The organism is Cupriavidus sp. 2TAF22, from assembly GCF_052115045.1.
Taxonomy (GTDB): Bacteria; Pseudomonadota; Gammaproteobacteria; order Burkholderiales; family Burkholderiaceae; genus Cupriavidus.
Window position 1 is genome coordinate 95,659 of sequence record NZ_JBFRFX010000011.1, and the last position, 19,927, is coordinate 115,585.

9 protein-coding genes are annotated in these 19,927 nt (G+C 71.9%); all 9 read right to left on the reverse strand.

The features are described 5' to 3' along the window. Positions 1–4: 4 nt before the first annotated feature. Positions 5–475, reverse strand: coding sequence for an ion channel (locus tag AB4Z48_RS15170; RefSeq protein WP_441615263.1), 471 nt, complete (start codon positions 473–475; stop codon positions 5–7). Positions 476–925: 450 nt separating this feature from the next. After that, positions 926–1,195, reverse strand: coding sequence for a hypothetical protein (locus AB4Z48_RS15175; protein WP_441615265.1), 270 nt, complete (start codon positions 1,193–1,195; stop codon positions 926–928). Positions 1,196–1,320: 125 nt separating this feature from the next. Beyond that, entirely contained in the window at positions 1,321–3,954 is a 2,634-nt protein-coding gene (gene treY, locus AB4Z48_RS15180) for a malto-oligosyltrehalose synthase (RefSeq protein WP_441615267.1), read from the reverse strand. Continuing rightward, on the reverse strand, positions 3,955–6,240 hold the full coding sequence (gene malQ / locus AB4Z48_RS15185) for a 4-alpha-glucanotransferase (RefSeq protein WP_441615269.1): 2,286 nt from the start codon (positions 6,238–6,240) through the stop codon (positions 3,955–3,957). An 11-nt stretch (positions 6,241–6,251) separates the two neighbouring features. After that, positions 6,252–8,141, reverse strand: a complete 1,890-nt coding sequence (gene treZ, locus AB4Z48_RS15190; RefSeq protein ID WP_441615271.1) for a malto-oligosyltrehalose trehalohydrolase — start codon at positions 8,139–8,141, stop codon at positions 6,252–6,254. 38 nt (positions 8,142–8,179) lie between these two features. Beyond that, positions 8,180–10,288 (reverse strand): glycogen debranching protein GlgX, encoded by a 2,109-nt coding sequence (gene glgX, locus AB4Z48_RS15195; protein ID WP_441615428.1) that lies wholly within the window; start codon positions 10,286–10,288, stop codon positions 8,180–8,182. Between the two features lie 26 nt (positions 10,289–10,314). Next, on the reverse strand, positions 10,315–12,594 hold the full coding sequence (gene glgB / locus AB4Z48_RS15200; protein ID WP_441615430.1) for a 1,4-alpha-glucan branching protein GlgB: 2,280 nt from the start codon (positions 12,592–12,594) through the stop codon (positions 10,315–10,317). A 55-nt stretch (positions 12,595–12,649) separates the two neighbouring features. Continuing rightward, complete coding sequence (locus tag AB4Z48_RS15205) at positions 12,650–16,153, reverse strand: putative maltokinase (RefSeq protein ID WP_441615272.1); 3,504 nt, start codon at positions 16,151–16,153, stop codon at positions 12,650–12,652. After that, on the reverse strand, positions 16,150–19,455 hold the full coding sequence (locus AB4Z48_RS15210; protein WP_441615274.1) for a maltotransferase domain-containing protein: 3,306 nt from the start codon (positions 19,453–19,455) through the stop codon (positions 16,150–16,152). Before AB4Z48_RS15210 ends, AB4Z48_RS15205 begins: the two co-directional genes overlap by 4 nt. Positions 19,456–19,927: the final 472 nt, after the last annotated feature.

The window sequence follows — 19,927 nt, forward strand, 5'->3', positions numbered from 1 at the left end:
CGGGCTAGATCTCGTCCTGGGATGCGTGCCTGGACCTGCCTGTGGGCCAGTCGCGGCGCATGATGATGTAGGTGAATGAAGTGGACCAGCCGATCAGGATCAGGCCGACCAGCGGCTCGATACTGGCGATCAGCCGCGTCGCGCCAACCGGGGAGATGTCGCCCAGGCTCTGCGTGGTATAGGTCTCGAGCGAGAAATAGACGTAGGTGATGGGCTGGATCTCCTGCGGCCCGGCCAGGCCGCCGAGGCCCAGCCAGTGGCCGGCGGCCCAGTAGCCCCCGGCGAACACGATGGCTTCCAGGCAATGGGCGAGGATGATGAAGACGATCAGCACGCCCACATTGACGCGCCCGGCCCAGCGGCGCGGGCTCATTTCCGACAGCAGCCGCAACACCTCGTAGTGGATCGCAACCACCGTCACGGTGAGCACGCTGGCGCAGAACAGTGCCAGAAGATCGTCGGTGGTCAATTGCATTGGGCAGTCCTTGTGTTGCCGTGCGGTACGCATAGTGGACCGCGGCCGACGCCGGGATGTTCCGTCCGCCGCGTACCAGCGCGGTCACAAACTGCATGGAATGTAACGGCGGATCACGAGGAATGCCAGCGCGCCCCGTTGCGCGGCGCGGCAGCGGCGGCCATGACGCCGGCGTGGCGAAGCGGCGGCGCGACCATGCCACCGGCGGGCCGGGCACCGGCAACTGCTGCGACGGTGCTTCCGCCGCATCACGGTAGTCGGTGGCAGGTGACACGGCCGTGCGCGTCGAAGCGCGGATGCGAACCGCCGTGGAGCTGGCAAGGCCTGCCGTTCAATGTGAGGTGAGCGGCCCAGGCGACGAAGGCCTTGGGCAGCGCCAGCGCGCCGTTCGACGGCCAGTTCGAGACGCTATGCAGGGCGGACGCGCAGCGGGCTGCCGGTCCCCGCTGACTAGTCGAATTCGACGTAGATCTCGCCGCGCGGGCCGTCGTAGCACAAGCGCGGTACCTTGCCGTGCTCGCGGCTGGTGCGGGCCAGGGCCCGCAGCTCGGCCTGGCGGCCGGGCTCGCGCAGGTTGCGGCGCGCGCCGGTGCTGATCTCGGTGGGCCCGCATTGGGGATTGCCGCAGCCATACAACACCCATTGTCCGTAACTGCCGCGGCGGGTGCGGGTTTCGGCCTGGGTGCCGCAAAGTGGGCAAACATTCTGTCTATGGGTCATGGCCGGGTCCTGCGCGCCGGGGCGCATTGGCTTGACGACATTGGGTAACCAGTCTGCGCAGTTCGGCGCTTCACGGCTTCCCCACTTGAGAGGGGAATAGTTTTTCGGATGTGCTGCAAACGTTGTCACGGAGTGCGCAGCAGCAATGCCACCGGCAGCATCTCCAGGACTTCCGCCAGCGGCAGGCGACCCGCGCGAGCGAGCAGGGGCCGGCTGGTCAGTACGTCCACCCACTGGCTGTCCTGCCCATGCCCGGCCTGCAGCGCGGTGTCGCGCCAATGCTCGCGCGCGACCCGGGGCTGTCCGGGATCGCTCAGGTGCGCGGCCAGCCGGGTGGCCACCACGAGTGCCTGCACCTGCCCATGGCGGCGCGCGAACGCCACGGCGTGCGCCGCCAGCGCGCCGCCGAGCGCGGCCGGGCGATAGTCGCCCGCGGCGAACAGCGCGGCATGCGCGCGGCGCGCCGCCAGCACGCTGCGGATCAGTTGCAGCTTGAGGCGGCCGTCCTGCCAGCTGGCCAGCCAGGCGGGCCAGCCCGCGGCATCGCCCAGGCCGGCGCGCAGCTTGTCGAAATCCACCGGGCGGCGGTTGTCGGGATCGACCAGGCTGAGGTCCCAGTCTTCGGTGCCCTGGTAGCGGTCGGGCACGCCCGGCGCGGTAAGCTGCAGCAGCGTCTGGCTCAGGCTGTTGACGGCGCCCGGCACGGCGATGCGCCGGGCGAAGGCGGCGATCCGCGCCAGCACGCTGCCGCGCCCACCGTCCCGGTCGTGCGCCAGCGTCGCGAGGAAATCCGCGCTGCCCTGCTCATAGGCGCTGTCCGGGCTGGTCCAGGTGCCGTGCCGCTTGGCTTCGCGGATCGACTTGCGCTGCCACTCGCGCACCCGCGCGAGCAGTGCCGCCACGCCGTCGGTGTCGCGGGGATCGAGCGCCGCCGGCCATGCGCCGACCAGCGTCTGGTACAGCATCAGGCGGTCCGCCGCGTCGGGCGCGCACGGCAGGCGTGCCAGCAGTGGCTGGCATTGCTGCTCCCAGTCGCGCACCTCCCGGGCCCATTCACCGGGCAACTCGCTCAGCACCGCCAGGCGCATGCGTGCATCCTCGCCACGCTTGTGGTCGTGCGTGGCGGTGGCCAGCATGGCCTGTGGCCAGGCCTGCGCCCGCTGCGCCATGCGCGCGTGGAAATCCTCGGGCGTGAGGGCCAGGGTTGCCGGGTCGCTGCCCACTTCGTTGCGCGAGAGCAGGCGGCCGTGGCGGTAGAACACGGTGTCTTCCGCCGCCTTGGCTGCCAGCGGCGGCATCAATTGCTGCACGCGCGTGCGCGCCTCGCGCAGCGCCGTGCTGTCGCGGGCAGGATCGGCCAGCCATGACAGCAGGTGCGCCAGCGCGGGCCGGTCGGTGGCGGACAGCACGGCGTGCGCGGCAGCGCCGGCGCGCTCCAGCACGGCCTTGTCCTCGCGCGAGCGCAGGCGTTCGCTGAAGTAGGTGCGATAGACCGGCAGCGGCACCAGCAGGGCGGCCAGCGCGCGGCGCAGGCTGGCCAGCGTGAGATCGCGCGTAGCCGGCTCGCTGCGCGCGCAGGCATGCAGGCGGCGGCTCGCGCCCTCGAATTCGGTGACCAGGTGATGCGACAGCAAATGGGCGCGGGCCGCCTGCACCTGTGCTTCGACGCTGCGCGTCTCGCCGCTCATCCGTTGCCACAGCGCATCGAGCCCGGCGGCGCCGTCGCCGTCGTGCAGCAGTGCGGACACGGCGTCCATGAAGTCATAGCCGGTAGTGCCGTCCACCAGCCAGTCGGCGCGCAACGCTTCGCCGGGCGCGAGGATTTTCTCGACCACAAGCCAGGGGCATTGCACGGCGCGCCCCGGCGGCCGCTCGGGCGCGAGCGCGGTGAGCCGGGCGCGCAGGCGCTGGCAATAGGCGGCCGGGTCGGCCAGCCCGTCCACGTGGTCCACCCGCACACCGTCGATCCAGCCGTCGCGGAACAGCGCGAATACCAGGGCATGGACAGCGTCGAACACCGCCGGCTGTTCCACCCGCATGCCGACCAGGTCGCTCACCTCGAAGAAACGCCGCCAGTTCAGCTCGTCGGCGGCGGTGGCCCACCAGGCCAGCCGATAGTGCTGCTGCTCCAGCAACTCGTGCAGGCGCGCGCGGCCCTCGGGCTGGTGCGCATCGAGCAGGGCAGGCAGCGCCGCGGCCGTGTCCGGCTCGAAGGTGTCCTCCGCCAGCGGCAGCGTCTGGCCTCCGTAGCACAGCAGCGGCTGGCCGGCTTGCTGGTCGAAGCGCACCGTCAGCTCCGCGGCGCACAGCGCATCCCAGTACGGTTTGCCCAGCACCGGCAACAGCACGCGGCCATGCAGGTCGGGGTCGGGCGAATGCCAGTCGATGTCGAAATGATGGGCGTACGCGCTCTGCGCGCCGCGCGCCAGCACGTCGCGCCACCACGGGTTGTGCGCGGGGCTGGCCGCCATATGGTTGGGCACGATGTCGAGCACCAGCCCCAGGCCATGTTCGCGCGCGCACTCGGCGAAGCGGTAGAAGCCATCCTCGCCCCCCAGCTCGGGGTTGATCACGCGGAAATCGGTTACGTCGTAGCCGTGCGTGGAGCCGGGCCGCGCGGCGAACACAGGCGACAGGTAAAGGTGGCTGACGCCAAGCGCTGCGTAGTAGCCGGCCTGCTGCGCGGCATGCTCGAAGGTGAAGCCGGCATGCAGCTGCAGGCGCGCCGTGGCGCGTGGCGGCAGGCAGGGTTGGGGCATTCAGCGTTTCTCCTTGCGGGGCGGCGGCTGGCGGGAAGGCCCGGCGTCGCCGCCCGGGCCACGTAGCGCGGCAACGCGCTGGCGTACCGGCCAGGCATCGAACAGCGTGCGTACGTCGGCGTCCAGCCGCCGCTGCCAGTTGGGATGGCCGGCGATGGTGCCGGGCAGGTTGGGCTGCTCGCGCGCGCCCAGCAGGTCTTCCACCGGCACCAGCCGCAGCGGCGTGGCGGCGCGTCCGAGCCACGCCAGCACGGCGTCGAGCGGGGCGTCGCCCGGCGCGGCTTCGGGCCCGAGCACCAGCCCCGCTTGCGCCAGCGCCCGCCACAGCGCGGTGCGGTCGCGGGCGCGGGCGGCCAGCGCGCTGGCCTCGGTCTCGCCGGCACCGAGCTGGCCCAGCCGGGCGCGCCACGTGATGTCCCGCCCCGACCACCAGCCGGCCACGGTGGGCAGGTCGTGGGTGGTGGTGGTCGCCACCGCTTCGGCAGGCCAGCGTTCGGGCGGCAGGAAATCCGGCACGGCAGGGGCGCCTGCGGCGGGCGTTTCCACGGGCAGCCGCGCCGGCGCGTGGGCCGATGCCTCGGGGCCGGCGCGCTCGAACCACAGCACGTCGATGCCCAGCATGCCGCGCGCGGCCAGGCTCTCGTTGAAGCTGGCCGGTACCGTGCCGAGGTTCTCGGCCACGATGATGGCGCGATGGCGCCACGACTCCAGCGCGACAAGCCGCAGCAGGTCCGAGAACGGAAAGCGAAGGTAGGCGCCGGCGGCGGGCGGCGCGCCGTCCGGCACCAGCCACATGCGCGCCAGCCCCAGCGCGTGGTCGATGCGCAGGCCGCCGACCGGGCCGAGGTTGGCGCGCAGCATCTCGATGAACGCGCCAAAGCCGTGCCGGAGCGCGCGCGGCGAGAATACGGAGATTCCCCAGCCCTGGCCCAGCGGGTTGTACAGATCCGGTGGCGCCCCCGCGCAGACGCCCGCCAGGATCTCGCCCTGGCGGGTCCAGGCGTGGCTGCCGCCGCCATCGGTGCCGACCGCCAGGTCCGCCACCACGCCGATCGCCATGCCGGCGGCGCGCGCGCGGCGCTGGGATGCGGCCAGGCCGTCGGCCGCCAGCCACTGTGCGAAAGCGTGGTAGCCCACCGCATCCGCGTGCGCGCTGGCGAAGGCTTCGAGCGCGACCGATGCCGGCGCGYGCTCGGTGACTGGCCATTGCCGCCAGTCGGCCGCGGCGGCGGCTTCGGCGGGGCTGCCGGCCGTGGCCACGCGCTGCGCCTGCAGCGCCTCGAAGCGCGCGTGCGCCTCCAGCGCGGCGCCCTGGCGCAGGCGGAATGCCGTGAATGCCTGAAGCGCGCGCGCCGGCAGCAACGTGGCGCGATGCTGCCACAGCCACTGCATGACGGCATTGCGCGCGCGCGCCAGCGCCGGCCAGTCGATTTCGGCGCGGGCTTCCAGCGCCGGCATGATGCGGCCCAGCGCAAGCGCGGCGACGGCCCGGTCCACGGCGCCCTGGCCAAAGACGGCAGCGGGATCCGCGTAGAGCGGGTTAAGGAACAGCCGGCTCGAAGGCGAATACGGGCTGTAGCGCTCCGGCAGGGCGGCAAAGCCCGCGTGCAGCGGATTGATGGCGACGGCGTCCGCCCCCGCGCCAGCGGCGGCCTCGCAGCACGCGGCCAGCGTGGTCAGGTCGCCAAGGCCGGCTGGCGCGCCGTGCCGCAGCGAGTACAACTGCACAGACAGGCCCCAGGGCCGCCTGTGGCTGGCCGCGCTGGCGCCAGCGCCCGCGCGCAAGGCATCGGCGACACCGAAGCAGCGGGCCGGCGCCACCGCCAGCGTAAGCTCGGCATCGCCGACCAGCAGTCGGTGATAGCCGATGGCAGCGATGGCCGCTACGTGCATGCCGCCATCGGCATGAGGGCGCGCGGTGCCGTTCACCACGGTGCCGTCCTCCAGTTCGAGCCGGTAGGGAAGCCGCGAAATCGTATGCGCCAGCGGTATCGCCACGGGGTGGCCCTGGTTGGCGGTGAGCAGCGGGGGCAAAGCCCGGGCCGCGTCTTCGGCCGCCAGTTGCGCCCGCGATGCCTCGCATTGCCCGGCGGTGGCGCTGGCCAGCCCCAGGGCGGCCAGGATGGCGCGCAGCACATCGGGCTCGACCTCGCGCGCGCGGCCCTGGGCGTCTTCCCAGTGCACCATCAGGCCGGCACGCCCGGCCAGTGCGTGCAGCGGCTGCAGTGCCGGATCGCGCGGACCGGCGGCGCGCAGGGGTTGCCCGTCAAGGGGATCCGTGTCCATGGCGGGCTGCGCTAGGCGGGTTGGTGCCTGCCGCCGCCCAGGCAGGCGATGGCACAGGCCGGCGGCAACGTACCAGCGGCCAGCGCCTGCAAGGCGTCCTGGCGGCTCTGCGCCAGCAGCCGCGCGGGGATCGCGGGCGGCAGGCCGGGTAGCACGGCCGGCACCGGCGCATCGCCGAGATTGATCCAGACAGTGAGCAGGGCGCCGTCGCCGAGCCGCCAGCTTGCCGCCAGCGCGCGTTCGCCGAGGATGCGCACGCCCGCGCTCATGCAGCCTGCCAGGCGCGGCGCCAGTTCACGGTGGCGCGTGGCTAGCAGGGCGCCGTAATAGTGGCTCCAGGCGTTGTCGCCTTCGAGGCGCGGGCGCGAGGCCTCGAAGGTGGCCGGGTCGTTCGGATCCGGTATGCGCGCCGCGCGGGCCGGGTCGGAGAATGCAGCCACGGCGCCGAACTCGCGCCGGCGGCCCTCGCGAACCGCCTCGGCCAGCGCAGGCGGATGGCTGGTGAAGTACAGGAAGGGCGTGGTGGCGCCAAATTCCTCGCCCATGAAGACCAGCGGCACCTGCGGGCACAGCAACTGCAGCAGCACCGCCGCGCGCAGGGCGTCGGCGCCGGCCAGCGTGGCCAGGCGCTCGCCCATGGCCCGGTTGCCGGTCTGGTCGTGGTTCTGCAGGAACAGCACGAAGGCGGTGGGGGGCAGCGCGGCGCTGGGCTGGCCCCGGTGCACGGGCTTGGCCGGCTGGCTGCGCGTGGGCGAGGCCTCGCCCTGGTAGGAGAAGCCTTCGGCCAGCACGCGCGCGAGGTGTCCCAGCGCCGCCGCGTGCGGCGTGCCCTCGCCCTGCACGGGGCCCTCGCAGGCAGGCATGGCGTAGTCGCCGTAATAGCCGTCGCGCTCGCCGGTCAGCAATACGTGCAGCGCGTGGTGGCCGTCGTCGTTCCATTGCGCGTCGTAGCCGGCGGCGAGCAGGCCGGCGTCGTTGTGGTCGTTCTCCAGCACCAGGTGGATATGCCGGTCGGGATGGCGCGCGCGGATCTCGCCGGCCAGTTCGCGCAGCCAGCCTTCGTCGACGATGGCGTGCACGGCGTCCAGGCGCAGGCCGTCGAAGCGGAAGTCCTCCAGCCAGTACAGGGCGTTCTCGGTAAAGAAGCGGCGCACCTCGGGGCGGCGGAAATCGATGGCCGGGCCCCACGGCGTGCGCATGTCGTCGCGAAAGAATGCGCTGGCGTACTGGTGCAGGCAATTTCCCTCCGGGCCGAAGTGGTTGTAGACCACGTCGAGCAGCACGGCCATGCCCAGGCCGTGTGCGCAGTCCACCAGCGCGCGCAATGCCGCGGGCGTGCCATAGCTGCATTCGGGCGCGAACGGCAGCACGCCGTCATAGCCCCAGTTGCGCCCGCCGGGAAACTCGGCCAGCGGCATCAGCTCCACCGCCGTGAAGCCGAGCGCGGCCAGGCGCGGCAGCTGGCGGGCCGCGCCGGCGTAGCCGCCGCACAAGCCGACATGCATTTCATAGATCACGGCCTCTTGCCAGGGGCGGCCGCGCCAGAAGGGGTGGCACCACGCATGGGCGGCCGGATCGCATACCAGGCTGGCGCCGCCGATATCGGTGGCCTGCGCGCGGCTGGCGGGGTCCGGCACGGTGCTGCCGTCGTCCAGCCGGAACCAGTAGCGGGCGTCGGGACAGCAGGGGGCGATGGCCTCCAGCCAGCCTTCGTCCCCGTCCGGCCCGGGCGCCGCGCACATCGGTACCGGCCCCATGCCGGCGATCTCCAGGCGGATCGGCTGCCCGGCGGCAGTGGCGTCCGGCGCCCACAGCCGGAAGCACATGCGCCCGTCCGCGAGACGATGGGGCCCGAAAGATTGCAGCGGCGCGGGTGTCGCCACCGATGGCACAGCGTTCATGATGCGGCCTCCTTCTCCGGCCGTTGATGCGCGGGTCGCTAGCTCCATTGCGAATCCGCTTCGTCGGCCGRCACCGCCAGCAGCAGTACCACCGCATGAGCGGGCACGCGCACGGGCGTGCCGGCGGATGCCTCGGGCGATTCCGGGCGGCTGCTGTCGAGCAGCAGGCGCCAGTCCTGGCGCGGTTCTGGCATGTGGAAATCGGCGTCCTCGCCGCCGGCATTGAACAGCAGCAAGGTCACCTGGACCTGGCCGCCCGGCGCGGTGGCGGCGCGCCGCAGCGCCAGTGTGCGGCCCTCGCTGCCGGACCATTGCTCCGGGGTGAGCGGCTCGCCGTCGGTGTCGAACCAGGCGATATCGGCCAGGCCGGGTTCGATTTCCCGGCGACCATGGGCGAAGCCGGTCTCGGCAAAGGCATGCAAGCGCCGGCGCGCCGCCAGCAGGCGGCTGACGAAGGCAGTCATGGCGCGCCCGGCCGGGGCGTCGGCGCCCTCCCAGTCGAGCCAGGACAGTTCGCCGTCCTGGCAGTACGCGTTGTTGTTGCCGTGCTGGCTGCGGCACCATTCGTCGCCGGCGGTCAGCATCGGCGTGCCGTGCGAGAGCAGCAGCGTGGACATGAGCGCGCGCGCCACGCGCCCGCGCGTTTCCTGGATGGCGGGATCCCCGGTGGGCCCTTCGGCGCTGCCGTCCGGGCTCCAGTTGGCGCTGGCGTTGTCGTCGGTGCCGTCGCGGTTGTCCTCGCCGTTGGCTTCGTTGTGCTTGGCGCTGTAGCTGACCAGGTCGGCCAGCGTGAAACCGTCGTGCGCGGTGATGAAGTTGACCGAGGCCCAGGGCTTGCGGTGGCGGCGGTCGAAGATGTCGGCCGATCCGGCCAGCCGCGCCGCCAGGTCGCCGCGCTGGCCGGCGTCGCCGCGCCAGAAACGGCGCACGGTGTCGCGGAACTTGTCGTTCCACTCGGCAAAGCCGGGCGGGTGGTTGCCGACCTGATAGCCGCCGGGGCCGAGATCCCAGGGCTCGGAGATCAGCTTGACGCGCGACAGCACCGGGTCCTGCAGGATGGCGTCGAAGAAGCCCGCGCCGGGGTCGAAGCCGGTGCCTTCGCGGCCCAGCGTGCTGCCCAGGTCGAAGCGGAAGCCGTCCACGTGGAAGCACTCCACCCAGTAGCGCAGCGAATCCATCACCATCTGCAGCACGCGCGGGTGCGACAGGTTGAGCGTGTTGCCGCAGCCGGTGTCGTTGATGTAGTGGCGCTCGTCGCCGGGCATGAGGCGGTAGTAGCTGGCATTGTCCAGGCCGCGCCACGAGACGGTGGGGCCCAGCTCGTTGCCTTCGCAGGTGTGGTTGTAGACCACGTCGAGGATGACCTCCAGGCCCGCCGCGTGCAGGCGCCGCACCGCCACCTTCAGCTCGTTGAGCTGGCCGTTGCCGAGATAGGCCGGCTCCGGGGCGAAGTACGCCATCGTGTTGTAGCCCCAGTAGTTGCGCAGCCCACGCTCGAGCAGGAAACGATCCTGCAGGAAGGCATGCACCGGCAGCAGTTCCACGGTGGTGACGCCCAGTTTTTTCAGGTGCTCGACAAAGCGCGGGTCGCACAGCCCGGCAAAGGTGCCGCGGATATGCGGCAGCAGGTCGTGGCGCAGCATCGACAGCCCGCGCGGATGCACTTCGTAGATTACCGTCTGCTCCCACGGCACCGCCGGGAAACGGTCGTCGCCCCAGTGGAAGCTGGCGTCCACCACCACGGCCTTGGGCATGGTGGGCGCGCTATCGCGGCGATCGGGCGTGAGGTCCGCGCGCGCGCTTTGCAGGCGGTAGCCAAACAGCGCGTCCGACCAGCGCACCGGTCCGCTCAGTTGCCGCGCGTAGGGGTCGAGCAGCAGCTTGTGCGGGTTGAAACGGTGCCCGTGCGCCGGTTCGTAGGGGCCGAAGGCCCGGTAGCCATAGACCGTGCCCAGCGCGGCGTGTGGCAGGTAGCCGTGCCAGACCTCGTCCGTGCATTCCGGCAGCGTGTGCCGGGCCAGTTCCTTGCGGCCGTTGTCCGAGAACAGGCACAGGTCGATGCGGGCGGCATTGGCCGAGAACACGGCGAAGTTGATGCCGAGTCCGTCCCAGTGCGCGCCCAGCGGGTACGGCTTGCCTGGCAGCATGCGGGTGGCAGGGGCAAGGGGCAAGGTCAGGCTCCTCGGTTGGCGAAATCTTCGGCGGCGCCGCCTGCCGGATCGTCGGCAAAGCGCAGTACCAGCGTGGCCAGCGGCGGGATGGTGAGGATGAGGGAGGCGGGCTGCCCGTGCGAGGGCGCGTCGGTGGCCAGCACTTCGCCGCCATTGCCGACGTTGCCGCCGCCGTAGATGGCCGCGTCCGTATTCAGGCATTCGAGCCAGCGCCCGGCGAACGGCACGCCCAGGCGGTAGTCGGGGCGCACCAAGGGCGTCATGTTGACCACCGCCAGCGCCACCTCGCGGCCGCCCGGCGCGGCGCGGCGCAGGTAGGCGAACACACTGTTGCGGCTGTCGTCGCCCACCACCCAGCTGAAGCCTTCGGGGCGGTGATCCAGCGCATGCAGGGCCGGCAGCGTGGCGTGCATGCGGTTGAGGTCGCGCACCAGCGCCTGCATGCCGCGGTGCGCGGGCTGCTCAAGCAGCGGCCAGTCCAGCTCCGTGTCGTGGTTCCATTCGCGCCACTGGGCGAACTCGGCGCCCATGTAGAGCAGCTTCTTGCCGGGGTGGGTCCACATGAAGCCGTAGTAGGCGCGCAGGCTGGCGAAACGCTGCCAGTCGTCGCCGGGCGTCTTGCCGATCATCGAGCCCTTGCCGTGCACCACTTCGTCGTGCGAGATCGGCAGCACGAAGGCTTCGGACCACGCGTAGACCATGCCGAAGGTCATGTCCTGGTGGTGCCAGGCGCGGTGCACGGGGTCGTGCGCCAGGTAGCGCAGCGTGTCGTGCATCCAGCCCATGTTCCACTTGAAGGTAAAGCCAAGGCCGCCGCTTTGCACCGGTGCGGTCACGCCGGGCCAGGCGGTGGACTCCTCGGCGATGGTCATGGCGCCCGGGCAGCGCTCGCGCACCACGGTATTGAGTTCGCGCAGGAAGGCCACCGTCTCCAGGTTCTCGCGCCCGCCGAAGCGGTTGGGCAGCCACTGGCCGGCCTCGCGGCTGTAGTCGCGGTAGAGCATGGATGCCACCGCATCCACGCGCAGGCCGTCGACGTGATAGTGCTCCAGCCAGTGCAGCGCGCTGGCCAGCATGAAGCCGCGCACCTCGTTGCGGCCCAGGTTGTAGATCAGTGTGTTCCAGTCCTGGTGGAAGCCCTCGCGCGGATCCTGGTACTCGTACAGCGCGGTGCCGTCGAATCGGGCCAGGCCGTGCGGGTCGGTGGGGAAGTGCGCCGGCACCCAGTCCAGGATCACGCCGATGCCGGCCTCGTGGCAGCGGTCCACGAAGGCGGCGAAGGCCTGCGGCGGGCCCAGCCGCGCGGTGGGCGCGAACAGCGAAAGCGGCTGGTAGCCCCACGAGCCGCCGAACGGATGCTCCATCACCGGCATCAGTTCGATGTGGGTGAAGCCGAGTTCCTGCACATAGGGCACCAGCCGCGCCGCCAGCCGCTCCCAGCCGCGCACGGGGTCGTTGACCTCGCGCAGCCAGGACAGCACGTGCAGCTCGTAGATGGACATCGGCGCGGCATGCGGGTCGGTGCCGGCGCGGCGGCGCATCCAGGCCTGGTCGGTCCACGCGTAGGGCGGCGCGGTGCGGCCCGGCTCGGCGACCACCGAGGCCGTGGCCGGCGGCGCCTCGGTGGCCAGCGCCAGCGGGTCGGCCTTGTCGGGCAGCGCCTCGCCGTGTGCGCCCAGCAGGTCGAACTTGTAGCGGCTGCCGGGCGCGGCGCCCATCCCGGCGGGGATGAACAGCTCCCACACGCCGGCGCCGTGGCGCAGGCGCATGGGATGGCGCGCCGGGTTCCAGCCGTTGAAATCGCCGATCACCGAGACGCGCCGGGCATTGGGCGCCCACACCGCGAAGCGCACGCCCGGGATGCCATCGAGCTCCTGCGCCTGCGCGCCCAGGCAGCTGCTCAGCTCGAAGTGGCGGCCCTCGGCGATCAGGTGCAGGTCCAGGTCGCCCAGCAGGGTGCCGAAGGCGTAGGGATCGGCGCTGAGCTGTTCGCTGCCGTCCGGCCAGCGCATGCCGAGTCGGTAGTCGGCCGCGCCGGCGCGTGCGGCATGCAGGGTCCCGGCGAAGACGCCACCAGGGTGCAGCGGTTCCAGCCCGGCCAGGCGGGTGCCGTCCGGGGCGGCCAGCCAGGCTGCCCGGGCGCCGGGCAGGCAGGCGCGTACGACGGTGCCGCGCGCGCCCGCATGCGGGCCGAGCACGGCAAAGGGATCGGCGTGGCGCGCGGCCAGCAGGGCTTCGATATCGCTCGCGTTTGGCAGCGGCGAGGGCGGCGAGGGTGGCATGGAGGGCGGCACCAGGGCCGGCGCGGGAGTAGGCATGGCGCGTGGCGGGGCGCTGTCAGTCTTGCGCATCGGCATCCCCGGTGACGCCGGTCAGCTTGCGCACCAGCCGCGCCAGCCCGTTGACCGGCAGGTCGATCCAGGCCACGCGGTTGGCGGCCTCGTAGCCAACCTCGTAGGCAGCGCGTTCGAGCAGGAACAGGTCGAGCAGCGCCTGCACCTGCCCGGCTGGCACCCAGGGCTGCTGCGCGCCGGCCGCCACCTGCCGGTAGCCCGCCAGGAAGGCCTCGCTGGCAGTCTGGCGGAAACGGTCCAGCAGCGCCTCGCGGCGCTGGGCCAGGGCCGGCGGCAGCGCGGCATGGGTGCGTTCGTGGCGGTCGGTCCCGACGGTGGCGGCGGCATAGTCGATCGAACGCAGCAGGCCCGCCACGTCCCGCAGCGGCGACGTCTTGCGGCGCCGCCACGCCAGCGGCAGCCCCGGCTCGCCCTCGAAATCGACCAGGTAGGTATCGTTCTGCGCGACCAGCACCTGTCCGAGGTGGAAGTCGCCGTGGATGCGCGTCTGCAGGCTGCCGGGCGCGCCCGCGGCGAGCCGCGCCACCAGCGCCGGCAGGTGCGCCCGGGCCGCAAGCAGCGTGTCGATATCTGCGGCGAAGCGGTCGTTGCGGGCCTGGCGGCCGAGTTCGCCGGCGCGCTGCTCCAGCAGCGTCATGGCACGCTCCAGCTCGGCCAGGGCCTGCCCGGCCCACTGCTGCACCTGCGCCTCGCCGGCGGCTTCCGGCGCGAACGCGGGATCGTCGCAGGGGCGGGCCAGCACCGCATGCAGCTCCGCCAGGCGCTGGCCCAGGGTGCCGGCCAGCGCGGCGTAGCCGCCGAGCGCCTCGCCGAATTCGTCCTCGGGGTCTTCGGACGGCACGGCGTCGTCGATGGCGCGGCCGATATAGTCCAGCGTCCAGCCCCAGGCGTCGCCCTGGTTCAGGATGTAGCCCTGCAGCAGCATCAGCGTATGCGGGGTGCCATCCAGCCCGGTACGTACCACCTCGCCAAGCAGCGGCGCGGAGTTGCGGTAGCCGTTGGCGCTCAGGTGGCGGGTGACCTCGGCCTCGGGGTGGATGCCGCCGGCCAGGCGGCGTACCAGCTTGAGCACGGCGGTATTGTTGTAGGACAGCGAGCTGTTGGACTGCTCGGCCGACATCCACTGCACTTCCTCGGATTCCAGCGGCAGGCCTGCGAGGGCGGGCTCGCCGCGAAAGCGGATCGGGCCGCGCGGGCTGGACAGCTCCCGGCCGGCGCGCAGCGTGCGCACCACTTCGCGGGCAAAGCACTCGACCGCGAAGGCATCGGTGACCAGGCCCACGCGGCTGCCCTTGCGCACGCGGGCCATGGACAGCGAGTGCGCCAGCTGCGAGGCGCCTTCGCCGGCGCCGTCGCGGTCCCACAACAGGCCGACCGGCAACTGGTAGCAGGCGGTATGGCCTTCCAGCGCCAGCTCCATCTCGCACAGGAAGGTTTCCTCGCCGGCCGTGCCCCGCGCGAACGGGATGGCATAGGCAATGCCCACGCTGCGGATGCGCTCGCCCTTGGCGCCGTACCAGCGGCGCCTGCCGATGTAGTGCGGCAGCACTTCGTTAGCCAGCGTGCGGCGCGAGGCTTCGGTGAGTTCCGCCTGGGCGGCGTTCTGCATCACCAGCGTGATCTGGTCGGGCATCTGCTCGGGGGCATCGACGTGCCAGGACGGTGGCTGGGCTTCGTTGCTCAGCACGAACCAGTAGAAGCCGTAGGGCGGCAAGGTCAGCAGGTAGGTGAGCTGGCCGATGGCGGGGAAGGGCGTGGCGCCCAGCATTTCCACCGGCACGCGGCCGGCGAAGGCGGACAGGTCCAGCTCCACCGCCTGCGGCGCGCGCGCCAGGTTGGCCACGCACAGGATGTGCTCGCCTTCGAACTCGCGCAGGTAGGCCAGGATCTTGCGGTTGCCGGGAAACAGGAAGCGCAGCGTGCCGCGCCCGAAGGCGCGGTGCTGGCGGCGCAGGGCCAGCATGCGGCGCATCCAGTTGAGCAGCGAGTGCGGGTCGCGGGCCTGCGCTTCCACGTTGACCGCTTCGTAGCCGTACAGCGGGCCCTGCAGCGGCGGCAGCACCAGGCGCTCGGGGTCGGCGTGGGAGAAGCCGCCGTTGCGGTCGGGCGACCACTGCATGGGCGTGCGCACCCCGTCGCGGTCGCCGAGATGGATGTTGTCGCCCATGCCGATCTCGTCGCCGTAGTAGATCACCGGCGTGCCGGGCATGGAAAACAGCAGGCTGTTCATCAGCTCGATGCGGCGGCGGTCGCGCTCCATCAGCGGCGCCAGCCGGCGGCGGATGCCGAGGTTGATGCGGGCGCGCCGGTCGGAGGCATAGACCTCCCACAGGTAGTCGCGCTCGGAGCTGGTCACCATTTCGAGCGTCAGTTCGTCGTGGTTGCGCAGGAAGATGGCCCACTGGCAATTGGGCGGGATCTCCGGCGTCTGCCGCATGATGTCGGTGATCGGGAAGCGGTCCTCCCGCGCGATCGCCATGTACATGCGCGGCATCAGCGGGAAATGGAATGACATCTGGCATTCGTCGCCGGGCACGGCGGTGCCTTCGTTGCTCAGCTCGCCCGCGCTGTGCATGGGCGGGGCGCCGGCGGCCGGCGCGGCATGGCCCGCGCCCTGGGTGCGGCCTGCCACCGCGGGCGAGATGGGGGCCGTGGAGGCGGCGGGCGCGCCCGGTCCGCCAAAGTATTGCTGGGCGTCTTCCGGCCACATATTGGCTTCCGCCAGCAGCAGGCGCCCCTTGTACTCCGCGTCCAGGTGGGCGCGGATGCGCTTGATGATGGCATGGGTCTCGGGCAGGTTCTCGTTGCTGGTGCCTTCGCGCTCGACAAGGTAGGGCACGGCATCCAGCCGCAGCCCGTCGACGCCGATATCGAGCCAGAAGCGCATCACCGACATCACCTCGCGCAGCACCTGCGGGTTGTCGAAGTTCAGGTCGGGCTGGTGCGAGTAGAAGCGGTGCCAGAAATAGGCGCCGGCCACCGGGTCCCAGCTCCAGTTGGATTTCTCGGTGTCGCAGAAGATGATGCGGGTGCCGGCGTAGGCCTGGTCGGTGTCCGACCACACGTAGTAGTTGCGCGCCGCCGAGCCGGGCTTGGCCAGGCGCGCGCGCTGGAACCACGGGTGCTGGTCCGAGGTGTGGTTGATGACCAGTTCCGTGATCACGCGCAGCCCGCGCGCATGCGCCGCGGCCACGAAGCGGCGCGCTTCGGCCAGCGTGCCGTAGTCGGGGTGGACGTTGCGGTAGTCGGCGATGTCGTAGCCGTCGTCGCGGCGCGGCGACGGATAGAACGGCAGCAGCCAGACCGTATCCACCCCCAGGTTGACGAGGTAGTCGAGCTTGGCGTGCAGGCCGGCGAAATCGCCCACGCCGTCGCCGTTGGCATCGAAGAAGGACTTGATGTGCAACTGGTAGATGACGGCGTCCTTGTACCAGAGCGGATCGGCGTTGAGCAGCGCGGCGCTCCCCGGTTCGGTCAGGCGTTTCATGCTGTCTCCTCGCGCAGCGGCCGCACCCGCCACAGCGCGAACGGCAACGCGTGGGGGTCCAGCCGGATGCGCTGGTGCTTGCCCCGCCAGGTGAAGCGGGGCCCGTGCATCAGGTCTTCGGCGTCGAGCGCGGCGTGGTCGGGCAGGCCCCATTCCCACAGCGGCAGCTCGATGGCCGCCTCGCGCGCGGCGCGCGGGTCCAGGCTGATGGCGGCCAGCAGCACTTCGCCGTCGAAGGCGCCGGGGACGGGCGGCGTGCCCGGCAGCGGCGCGGCGCGCGGCACGAAGCGGGCGAAGTACAGCACCGCGTCGTCGCTGGCGTGGTAGAAGCGCAGGCCAAGGTGGCTCTGCAGCGCCGGGTGGCTGGCGCGGATGGCGTTCAGGCGCGAGATCTCGGCAACGATATTGCCCGGGCGCTGCCAGTCCCACGCGCGCAACTGGTATTTCTCGGAGTCCAGGTACTCTTCCCTGGGCGCGCCGCCGGCCATCACCGGCGTGCCCTCGCACAGCTCGAAGCCGCTGTACATGCCCCACAGCCCGGACAGCAACGTGGCCAGCGCCGCGCGGATCAGGAAGCCRGGCCGGCCGCTGTCGTGCAGGAAATAGGGGTTGATGTCGGGTGTGTTGACGAAGAAATGCGGGCGGAAGTATTCGCGCAGCGGGCCCTGCGTCAGCTCCGTCATGTATTCCACGAGCTCGCGCTTGTGGTTGCGCCAGGTGAAGTAGGTATACGACTGGTTGAAGCCCAGCTTGGCCAGGCGCGCCATCATCTTGGGCCGCGTGAAGGCTTCGGCCAGGAACAGCGCGTCCGGGTACTGCGCGCGCACATCGGCGATCATCCATTCCCAGAACGGCAGCGGCTTGGTGTGCGGGTTGTCCACGCGGAAGATGCGCACGCCCTGGCCCGCCCAGAACAGCACCACGTCGCGCAGCGCGGTCCACAGCGTGGCGTCGGACGGCGGCGTGCCGTAGAAATCGACGTTGACGATGTCCTCGTACTTCTTGGGCGGGTTTTCCGCATAGCGCAGCGAGCCGTCCGGGCGGTGGGCGAACCATTCAGGGTGTTCGCGCAGCCACGGATGGTCGGGCGAGCACTGGATGGCGAAGTCCAGCGCCAGCTCCAGGCCCGCCGCGGCAGCGGCGTCGCGCAGGCGGCGGAAGTCATCGAAGGTGCCCAGTTCGGGGTGGATGGCGTCATGCCCGCCTTCCTCCGCGCCGATCGCATATGGGCTGCCCGGGTCGCTGGGCGCGGCGCGCAGGCTGTTGTTGCGGCCCTTGCGGTGGGTGCGGCCGATCGGGTGGATGGGCGGGAAGTAGAGCACGTCGAAGCCCATCGCGCGGATCGCGGGCAGCCGCGCGATCACGTCGTCGAAGGTGCCGTGGCGCTGCATGTCGCCGCTCTGCGAACGCGGGAACAGCTCGTACCAGCTGGCGAAGCGCGCCGCCAGGCGGTCCGCCTCCACCGGCAGCGCCACCGGGTGGCGCGTGGCGAACGGGCGCGGGTCGGCGGCCTGCATGGCCGCGCGCGTGCTTGGTGAGAGCAGGAGTTCGAGGCGGTGCATGTCGCGCGCGGGATCGGGGAGGGCATCGCTGCGGGCATCGCTATCGGCGTGGCCGGCGCCTTGCTGCAGTTCGCTTGCGATGGCGTGCACCGCGGCCTGGGTGTCCCTGGTGGCGCCGGCGGTGGCGGCCACCAGGCGCGCGCCTTCCTCGATTTCCAGCGTCACGTCGACGCCGGCCTGCTTTTTCTTGGTGACCTCGTCGCACCAGCTGCCGAAGGCGTCGCGCCATGCTTCCACGGTGAATTCATGGCGGCCCATGCCGCGCAGCGGAAAGCTGCCGTGCCAGCGGTCGTTGACGCCCGCCAGCAGCGGCGCTTCGTGCCAGTCCTGCTCGCCGGGGCCGCGCCAGAGCAGGACGGCGGCGAGCTTGTCGTGGCCGTCCATCCAGATATCCGCTTCCACCTCGACGCGCTCGCCGGCCACGCGCCGCACCGCGAAGCGGCCCGCGTCGCAGGCCGGCGTCACGTTCTCGATGGCGATGCGCGGCGCTTGCAAGGCAGCGGCAACGCTCCTCTCCAGCGTGGCGCGCACGGCGGCGGCAACCCGCTTGCCGTTGCGGCGCACCGGGGCCGCCTGCGCCGGGCCGGGCACGCTGTGATAGAGCTGGATGCCGGCGGGCGCGAGGGCGATGGTGGCCATGGCGTCCAGCAAGAATCCCCCGCTGCCCGCCGCCGCATCCGCACCGCCCGGACCGCCCTCGGCAGGCAGCAGCGTGCCGGCGCCTTGCGGCAGCGCGGCCACGATGCGCTCGACGCCGAGGGAAGCCGCCTGCAGCGTGTCCGGGTTGATGACGATGGCCAGCGTGGCGGCGTTATCGCCGGCAGTCCCGTCCGTGCGCGCGAGCACGGTCAGCGCCGCGTCGCCGCCGCTGACCTGGCGCAGCGAGCGGGCCGGGGCCGCGCCGCGCGCGGCCAGCCAGGCGTTGGCGTGGATCAGCTCATGCGAGAGATCGTAGGGCGGCGCGCTTGCGCCGTCGCCGCCGGCCTCGAAGCCCGCCGGCACCAGCAGGCCGTCGCCGATGGCCGCGGCGGCCCACAAGGCACGGCGCGCAGCGAGTGCGTCGGTGCCGCCCGCTTCCAGTGCCGGTGCGGCCAGCACGCGCCCGAAAGGGCGCAGCCGGGCGATCTCCTCGCTCAGCCAGAGGCTGCGGAAATCCCACCACGGCAGCGAGCAGAAGGCGCCGTCGAAGCCGCCCCGGGCAAGGTCGTCGAGCTGCCCGGGAGCCAGCCCCGGCGTCCATGCAAGGAACGACACATGGCGCCCCGGTGCCGCACGCCGGGCACCGGCGCTCAACTGTGCCCAGTGCCGCCCGGCCACGCGCGCCGGCGCGCGGCAGACGAAGCCGGCCACGCCGGCTGCCACCGGGGTGCGCAGCTGCTCGCCCCACCAGGGCACCAGCGCGGCAGCCACCTGCGGGTCATGCCAGCGCAGGCGGGCACCGGGCAGGTGGTTGTCGGTGTCGCGCGGGTCGGCTGCGAAGCCGGTGGGCTCGCGCCAGGCCGGCTCCAGCCCGGCGCTGCCGTCGGGATACCGGTCCAGCGCCAGCTCCAGCAGGCATGAGAGCCCATGCGCCTGGCATGCGGCCACCACCTGCGACAGCGCCGCGCCCCGGGCCTGCAGGACCGGCCAGCCGGCCAGCAGGACATGGTCGAAACCGAGCGCCGCGGCGCGCGCCAGCGTGTCGGCACCAGGCGCGTCGCCGGGGCGGGAGGAGGACAGTCCGATCAGACAGATCCGCACGTTCTATCCTCGCCGCTTGCCTGCAGGCCGGGGTGGCGAGCCCGGCGTGGCGGCGGACAAACCGCCCCCGGCAGCGCAGGACAGGCACGTGCGATGCAGAGCCGCGCCGCATGGGTCCGGCTGGCCGCGGGCCGCTTTACCTTTGCCTTTACCTGGCCCCGGCCCCGGTCCTGCGGTCCGAGCCTGCGGGATCGTTTCTGCGGCCAGGAATTGCATGCTTGGTTTCAATGGTGAAACTCCTTCTGCATCCACCGGCGGGTGCTGGTGGTCGGGTGGTACGCGAGCGACTGAACGAGATGGCGTGACGGCGGGGTGCTGTGACAAGGCTTGGCCCACACGGCACCCGAGAGCGCCGCATGGGTGCGCCGGTCCCGCCGCTTGTTGCTGAGCGGCGGAGCCAGGTGCGCCAGTGGTGCTATGCGAAGCGCGTGCCAGGCCCGGCCAGACATGGCACCTGACACCCGCGGCGCTG

Coding starts and splice junctions, on each gene's coding strand:
- treY (WP_441615267.1), bottom strand. CDS start 3,954: ATGCCCCAACCCTGCCTGCCGCCACGCGCCACGGCGCGCCTGCAGCTG.
- glgB (WP_441615430.1), bottom strand. CDS start 12,594: ATGCCACCCTCGCCGCCCTCGCCGCTGCCAAACGCGAGCGATATCGAA.
- treZ (WP_441615271.1), bottom strand. CDS start 8,141: ATGAACGCTGTGCCATCGGTGGCGACACCCGCGCCGCTGCAATCTTTC.
- AB4Z48_RS15175 (WP_441615265.1), bottom strand. CDS start 1,195: ATGACCCATAGACAGAATGTTTGCCCACTTTGCGGCACCCAGGCCGAA.
- AB4Z48_RS15170 (WP_441615263.1), bottom strand. CDS start 475: ATGCAATTGACCACCGACGATCTTCTGGCACTGTTCTGCGCCAGCGTG.
- AB4Z48_RS15205 (WP_441615272.1), bottom strand. CDS start 16,153: ATGAAACGCCTGACCGAACCGGGGAGCGCCGCGCTGCTCAACGCCGAT.